General features: G+C 73.6%; 9 protein-coding genes. 5 read left to right on the top strand and 4 right to left on the bottom strand.

Annotation, left to right across the window (positions count from 1 at the left end; all coding sequences use genetic code 11):
* Nucleotides 1–9 precede the first annotated feature (9 nt).
* Nucleotides 10–639 (top strand): dienelactone hydrolase family protein, encoded by a 630-nt coding sequence (locus tag ACW0Q9_RS13110; RefSeq protein WP_456181002.1) that lies wholly within the window; start codon nucleotides 10–12, stop codon nucleotides 637–639.
* Nucleotides 640–649: 10 nt separating this feature from the next.
* Here the strand turns inward: ACW0Q9_RS13110 and ACW0Q9_RS13105 are convergent, their stop codons facing one another.
* A complete protein-coding gene (locus tag ACW0Q9_RS13105; protein WP_456181000.1) occupies nucleotides 650–1753 on the bottom strand; it encodes an AI-2E family transporter in 1104 nt (367 codons plus the stop codon).
* 129 nt (nucleotides 1754–1882) lie between these two features.
* Here ACW0Q9_RS13105 and ACW0Q9_RS13100 point away from each other — a divergent pair, with 129 nt between their 5' ends.
* The 3 genes from ACW0Q9_RS13100 (at nucleotide 1883) to ACW0Q9_RS13090 (ending at nucleotide 3716) form a co-directional block, all read left to right on the top strand.
* The gene (locus ACW0Q9_RS13100) at nucleotides 1883–2065 is read left to right on the top strand and encodes an antitoxin (RefSeq protein ID WP_456180998.1); all 183 of its coding nucleotides are present in this window, start codon (nucleotides 1883–1885) and stop codon (nucleotides 2063–2065) included.
* A 185-nt stretch (nucleotides 2066–2250) separates the two neighbouring features.
* The gene (locus ACW0Q9_RS13095; protein ID WP_456180996.1) at nucleotides 2251–3456 is read left to right on the top strand and encodes a cytochrome P450; all 1206 of its coding nucleotides are present in this window, start codon (nucleotides 2251–2253) and stop codon (nucleotides 3454–3456) included.
* Between the two features lie 26 nt (nucleotides 3457–3482).
* Nucleotides 3483–3716, top strand: a complete 234-nt coding sequence (locus ACW0Q9_RS13090) for a ferredoxin (RefSeq protein ID WP_456180994.1) — start codon at nucleotides 3483–3485, stop codon at nucleotides 3714–3716.
* 4 nt (nucleotides 3717–3720) lie between these two features.
* On the opposite strand, the gene ACW0Q9_RS13085 is transcribed toward ACW0Q9_RS13090, so the two are convergent.
* Nucleotides 3721–4623, bottom strand: coding sequence for an SMP-30/gluconolactonase/LRE family protein (locus ACW0Q9_RS13085; protein WP_456180992.1), 903 nt, complete (start codon nucleotides 4621–4623; stop codon nucleotides 3721–3723).
* A gap of 96 nt (nucleotides 4624–4719) precedes the next feature.
* On the opposite strand from ACW0Q9_RS13085, the gene ACW0Q9_RS13080 reads away from it, so the two are divergent.
* Entirely contained in the window at nucleotides 4720–5175 is a 456-nt protein-coding gene (locus ACW0Q9_RS13080) for an Lrp/AsnC family transcriptional regulator (RefSeq protein WP_456180990.1), read from the top strand.
* A gap of 55 nt (nucleotides 5176–5230) precedes the next feature.
* On the opposite strand, the gene ACW0Q9_RS13075 is transcribed toward ACW0Q9_RS13080, so the two are convergent.
* A complete protein-coding gene (locus ACW0Q9_RS13075) occupies nucleotides 5231–5824 on the bottom strand; it encodes a hemerythrin domain-containing protein (protein ID WP_456180988.1) in 594 nt (197 codons plus the stop codon).
* A gap of 148 nt (nucleotides 5825–5972) precedes the next feature.
* Complete coding sequence (locus tag ACW0Q9_RS13070) at nucleotides 5973–6647, bottom strand: HAD family hydrolase (protein ID WP_456180986.1); 675 nt, start codon at nucleotides 6645–6647, stop codon at nucleotides 5973–5975.
* Between the last annotated feature and the right edge of the window lie 67 nt (nucleotides 6648–6714).

Here is a 6714-nt window from a genome sequence, read left to right as displayed (position 1 = left end):
AGGCCACCGGTGGGCAGCTCCAGCACCAGCACCAGCAGGCCCTGGGCGGTGGCCGTGGGGGTGGTGTTGTTCGCGCACGGGAGCGGCAGCTCGCGGCACAGCCCGCGGAACGTGGCGGTGGCGCACGAGTTCAACGGGCGGGCCCTGGGCACCGTGCTGGTCGACCTGCTCACCCCCGAGGAGGACGAGCGGGACGCGGTCACCGCCGAGCTGCGCTTCGACATCGGGATGCTCGCCGAGCGGCTGGCCGCCATCGTCGACTGGATGGCCGCCGAGCCGACCCTGGGCCGGCTGCCGATCGGGCTGTTCGGCGCCAGCACCGGCGCGGCCGCCGCCCTGGTCGCCGCGGCGGCCCGGCCCGAGCAGGTCGGCGCGGTGGTCTCCCGGGGTGGCCGCCCGGACCTGGCCGGCAGCTCGCTCGCGGCGGTACGTGCCCCGACGCTGATGCTCGTCGGTGGGCTGGACGAGCAGGTCATCGTGCTGAACGAGCAGGCCCGGGCGGAGCTGGGCGACATCGCGGAGCTGCGGATCGTGCCCGGCGCCACCCATCTCTTCGAGGAGCCGGGCACCCTGGAACAGGTGGCCGACCAGGCCGGCACCTGGTTCACCACCCACCTCCGCCAGCCGCACCCCGCCTGACCGGTGGGGGTCAGTCGGGCAGGGCGGCGCGGTGGCGCTGGACGGTGTCCAGCACGCGCCAGGTGACCGCGGCGATCGGCACCGAGACGAACGCCCCGGCGATGCCGGCGATCAGCGTGCCGGCGGTGACGACCACCAGGATGACCGCCGGGTGCAGGCGCACCTGCCGCTTCATCACCAGCGGCTCCAGCAGGTTGCCCTCGATCTGCTGCACGGCGATCACCGCGGCGAGGGTGAGCAGGGCGGTGGTGGGGCCGTTGGCGGCCAGGGCGACCAGCACCGCGATCGTGCCGGCCACGGTGGCGCCGATGATCGGCACGAACCCGCCGAGGAAGGTGATCAGCGCGAGCGGCAGGGCCAGCGGGACGCGCAGCACCACCAGCGCCAGCCCGATGCCGAGGGCGTCGATCGCCGCGATGATCATCGTGCCCCGGCTGTACGCGCCGAGCGTCCGCCAGCCGGCCCGGCCCGCCTCGGCGGTCAGCTCGCGGCGCGGCCCGGTCATCCGGCGCAGCACCCAGTGCCACATCGACCGGCCGTCCTTGAGCAGGAAGAAGAGCAGCACCAGGCCGAGCAGGATCGAGCCGGCCACCTCGGCGGCCGTCCGTGCCCCGGCGACCGGGTCGGGGGCGCTGCCGCTCAGCCCCTCCCGGATCTGCTTGATCTGGCGGTCGAGCTGTTCGTCGGTGACCGGCAGGCTGGAGGTGACGAAGTCCCGGCTGCGTTGCAGGCCCTGGTCGAGCTGCTGGCTCAGCTCGCCGAACTGGCTCGCCGTCAGGTTCCACACCAGCGCTCCGACGCCGACCAGGACGCCGAGCAGCAGCAGGACGCTGAGCAGGGCGGCCAGCGCGGCCGGCACCCGGAGCCGGCGCAGCCGGAGCAGCACCGGGTCGAGCAGCGCGGTGAGGAAGAGCGTGCCGGCCAGCGCCACGGCCAGCGGGGCCAGCAGCACCGCGATCTTCCCGAGCAGCCAGAGCGCGGCGATGACCACCACGAGGCAGGCGCTCCAGGTGACGGCCGTCCGCACCGGCCAGGGCAGCCCGGCCCAGGCCTGTCGCGGTCCCGCCGCCCGGCCGCGCTCCGCCGACTCCGGCGTTCCAGCGTCCTCGTCCACGTCGCCTCCTCGATCGTGGCCGTTGGTACCCGACGCACGGGAATCCGACACCCGGGCGAGCTTCGGACGTGGCGCGTTTGTGCCTCCGGCCCCAGGGAAGGCATTCACGGTATCGAAGGGAGACCCGGCATGAGCGACTTCATGGACAAGGCGAAGGACTTCGCCGACAAGCACGACAAGCAGGTCGACCAGGGGATCGAAAAGGGCGGCGACATGGCCGACAAGCGGACCCAGGGCAAGTACGACGAGCAGACCGACAAGGGCGTCGACATGGCGCAGCAGCGGACCGGTGAGGGCGACACCGGTCGCTGACCGCACCCCGATCCCGGGCCGTCCCGCGTGGGGTGGCCCGGGATCGTCGTGTCGGGACCGGAACAATCCTCTGGTCTCCATCGACCGATCTCGCTACCATCCGCAGTCGGGGCATGACTCAGCGTCGAGTCGTGCGGAGTCGACCGGCACCGCCCGCGGTGCCGTGGACGAGAGCGAGCCAGCCGGTGACCGACACTTCCCAGGCGACCATCCCGCAGCGCTACCCGTTCAGCGCCCCTGTCCGGCTCGATCTGGACGCCCGCTACGCCGAGCTGCGCGAGCAGCCACTGGTCCGGGTCCAACTGCCCTACGGTGAGCCCGCCTGGCTGGCCACCCGGCACGCCGACGTGAAGACGGTGCTCGGCGACCCCCGGTTCAGCCGGGCCGCGTCGGTCGGCCGCGACGAACCCCGGAACACTCCGCGGCAGCAGGAGACCGGCATCCTCTCGATGGACCCGCCCGAGCACACCCGGCTGCGCCGGCTGGTGGCGAAGGCGTTCACCGCGCGCCGGGTCGAGGAGCTGCGCCCGCGTACCCGGGCGGTGGCCGACGAGCTGGTCGACGAGCTGCTGGCCGCCGGCCCGCCCGCCGACCTGGTGGCGCACCTGGCCACCCCGCTGCCGATCCGGGTGATCTGCGACCTGCTCGGCGTGCCGGTGTCCGATCAGGACAGGTTCCACACCTGGTCCGAGGCGATCGTCTCGACGACCTCGCTGGATCCCGGTCTCGCCCAGCACTACATCGACAACCTGCTCGCCTACATGGGCGGGCTGGTCGCCCGGCGCCGGGTCGAGCCCACGGACGACCTGCTCAGCGCCATGGTCCGGGCGCGCGACGAGCACGCCGACCGGCTCACCGAGGAGGAGATGGTCACCCTCGCCGCCGGGCTGCTCGCCGCCGGCCACGAGACCACCGTGACCCAGATCCCCAACATGGTGTACGTCCTGCTCACCACCCCCGGCGCCTGGGACGCCCTGCGGGACCGGCCGGAGCTGGTGCCGACCGCCGTCGAGGAGCTGATGCGGTTCATCCCGCTCGGCGCGACGGCGGCCTTCCCCCGCTACGCCACCGAGGACGTGGAGCTCGGCGGGGTGCTGGTCCGGGCCGGCGAGCCGGTGGTGGTCTCCATCCCTGCGGCCAACCGGGACGGCACCGTCTTCCCCGACGCCGACCGGCTCGACCTGACCCGGGCGGCAAACCCGCACCTCGGGTTCGGCCACGGCGTGCACCACTGCGTCGGCGCGCAGCTGGCCCGGATGGAGCTGCGCGTGGTGCTGGAGACCCTGCTCGACCGGGCGCCGGGGCTCCGGCTCGCCGTGCCGGTGGAGGAGCTGACCTGGAAGAGCGGCCTACTGGTGCGGGGCCTTCAGGCGATGCCGGTGGCCTGGTGAGCCCGGGTCGGGACGGGGGAGGACGCGTGAGCGGGAAGATCGAGTGGCGGCTGCACGTCGACCCGACCCGGTGCATCGGCTCCGGGATCTGCGCGGGGATCGCGCCGCAGCATTTCGTGCTGGTCGACGGCCTGTCCCGGCCGGTGGCCGAGCGGATCGCCGCCGACGAGTCGGTGCTGGACGCGGCGGAGTCCTGCCCGCTGGAGGCGATCGTGGTGTCCGAGGTGGACAGCCTCCGCCGGATCGCCCCGGAGGGCTGATCGGTCACCACCCCGGGTAGCGCGCCCCGTTGACGTTGACCCGCAGGCTGAACAGCGAGCTGGAGGCGCAGATGTAGAGCTGGTTGCGCTTCGGGCCGCCGAAGGTGAAGTTGGCGACCATCTCCGGCAGGTGCAGCTTGCCGAGGAGCGTGCCGTCCGGGTCGAAGCAGTGCAGCCCGTCGTGCGCGGCCACCCAGACCCGGCCGGCGTCGTCCAGGCGTACGCCGTCGAAGGAGCCGGCGTCGCAGGTGGCGAAGACCGCGCCGCCGCGCAGTGCGCCGTCCTCGGTCACCGCGAACCGGCGCAGGTGCTTCGCCCGGGTGTCGACCACGTAGAGCAGGGACTCGTCGGGGCTGAACGCGAGCCCGTTCGGCTGCCCGAAGTCGTCGGCGACCCGGCGCACCTCGCCGTCGTGCGGGTCGACCCGGTAGACGTGGTTGCCGCCGATCTCGCTCTCGGCCCGGTCGCCCTCGTAGTCGCTGTCGATGCCGTAGCTCGGGTCGGTGAACCAGATCGAGCCGTCGGAGTGCTCGACCACGTCGTTGGGGCTGTTCAGCCGCTTGCCGCGCCAGCGCTCGGCGAGCACGGTGTCGGTGCCGTCGGCCTCGGTCCGGGTGACCCGCCGCCGGCCCTGCTCGCAGCTCACCAGCCGCCCCCGCCGGTCGACGGTGTGCCCGTTGGCGTAGCCCGCCGGCTGGCGGAACACCCCGACCGCCCCGGTGGTCTCGTCCCAGCGCAGCAGCCGGTCGTTGGGGATGTCGCTGAAGACCAGGTAGCGCCCGGCGGAGAACCACGCCGGGCCCTCCAGCCAGCGGCCCCCGGTCCAGAGGCACTCCGTCCACTCGTCGCCGTTGACCCTGCGGAACCGCTCGTCCCGCACCTCGAAACGCGTCCTGAACCGATCCACGTCGACCGCCTCCACCTGTGACTGACGTTCGGCAAGAAGCTAACATGACCGAACAAGAATCAGCCGTGAAGTGGAACACCGAACGGAGGTGTGGGCGTGGACGACGTGGACCGGAAGCTCATCGCGGCCCTGCAACACGACGCCACCCAGTCGTACGCGACGCTGGCCGGGCTGGTCGGGCTTTCCACCGGAGCGGTCCACGAGCGGGTACGCAAGCTGCGCGAGCAGGGGGTGGTCCGGCGGACCACGGTGGACGTGGAGCCGGCCGCGGTCGGCCGGGGCGTGCTGGCGTTCGTGCTGGTGGAGGCGAACGCCTGGATGGGCGACCAGCCCACCCGCGCCGCGCTCGCCGCGCTGCCCGAGGTGGTGGAGGCGCACGTGATCGCCGGCCCGGCCTCGCTGCTCGTGAAGATCCGGGTCGGCACGCCCGAGCAGCTCCAGGCCAGCCTGCGCCGGTTGTTCCAGGTGGAGGGGGTCACCGGCACGCAGACCGTGGTGGTGCTGGAGAGCTTCTTCGAGCGCCCGCTCGACCCGTACCCGCAGGCCCCCTGACACGCGGCGGCGGCCACGCCCCCCGTGCCGGGAGCGTGGCCGCCGCGGTCGGGGGTCAGGACTTCTCGCGCAGCTCCCGCATGGTGGTGGGCCGGCCGCTGAGCGCGTCGCGCATCCGGTCGACCAGGCCGGTGCCCGGGGCGAGCAGCTTGTTCGCCGGCGGGTGGTCCGGGGCGGCCGGGTGCGGCCGGGTCGGTGCCGACTTCTTCGCCGCCTCCACCTTGCCGGCCAGCTCGACCAGTTCCTCGCGGGCGCAGGCCGCGCGGAGGCGGGGGAAGAGGTCGTTCTCCTCGTCCTGCACGTGGTGCCGGATGGTCCCGGTCAGTCTGGTCAACAGCTCGTCGAAGCGCGGGTCGGAGGGGTCGAGCGACTCCAGGTCCTTCATGGTCCGCTCGGCGTCGGCGTGCTCGGAGATCTCGTGCTCGGCGAGCTGGTCGCCGTCGGGGAGCGCCTTGCGGGCGGCCGGGTAGACGTAGGCCTCCTCGGCCACGGCGTGCCGGACCAGCTCGGCGATCATCACGTCGGCGAGCTGCCGCCGGTGCTCCGGGGTGCCCTGCCGGCTCTCCAGCTCGACGAAGATCGCCTCGACCTCGCGGTGGTCGGTCATCAGGACGTCGACGACGTCCCGTTCCGTCTGTACGTCGGTCATCTCGTAGCCCCTTACCGGTGGGTTGCGGAACGGCTTGACTGGGCCACTACCCTCGTCGGGTCGCTCGAACCAGCCGAATTTCCGTACCCCCCCCGGGCGACCGGAGTTCCGCCGCCCGCTGTTCCGTCCGTGGCCGGGCGTCGCCGTGTCAGCGCCAGCGGGCCGGCTCGCGGAGCAGGTCGGGCAGTTCGCCCAGGGCGGTCAGCGCCCGGCCGACCCAGGCCGGATCGGTGTCGTTGTGCTCGGTGGTCCGGACCACCGTCATGCCGACCGCCGCCGCGCCGGCCAACTCGCCGTCCGCGCCGTCGCCGACGAAGACGCACTGGGTCGGCGCGACGCCGAGGCGTTCGGCCGCCAGCCGGTAGATCGCCGGGTCGGGCTTGGCCAGGCCCACGTCGCTGGAGAAGACCGCCACGTCGAACCGGCGGGCCAGGTCGGTGGACGGCCATGCCTCGGCGGTCTCCGCGGTGGCGTTGCTGACCAGCCCGATCGGGTGGCCGTCGGCGCGCAGCGCGTCCAGCACCGCGAGGGTCGCCGGCGGCACGCCCGCCAGCAGCCGCCCGGCCAGCTCCCGGCGGTGCGCGGCCGCCCGGGCCACCTGCTCGTCGGTGGGCGCGCCGCCGAGCCGCCCGGCCAGGACGCGCACCGTCTGCGCGGCGTCCCAGCGGGTCATCCGCTCCCGCCAGGTGGCGTGGTACGCCTCGACCAGCGCGGCCGGCTCCACACCCACCATCAGCGCCATCTCACCGACCACGCGGTCCCGCTCGGGGTCCCCGCCGGGCACCAGGGTGTGGAACAGGTCGAAGATCACCGGACGCGGCACGGTCCAGACTCTAGCGGGGCCGGTGACCGGGCGGACGCCGAAAGGGCCGGCCTCCCCGCTCGGGGGA

It is taken from the genome of Micromonospora sp. I033 (assembly GCF_053890995.1).
The sequence above is the reverse complement of the archived record's forward strand: the minus strand, read 5'-3'. Positions and strand labels throughout refer to the sequence as shown.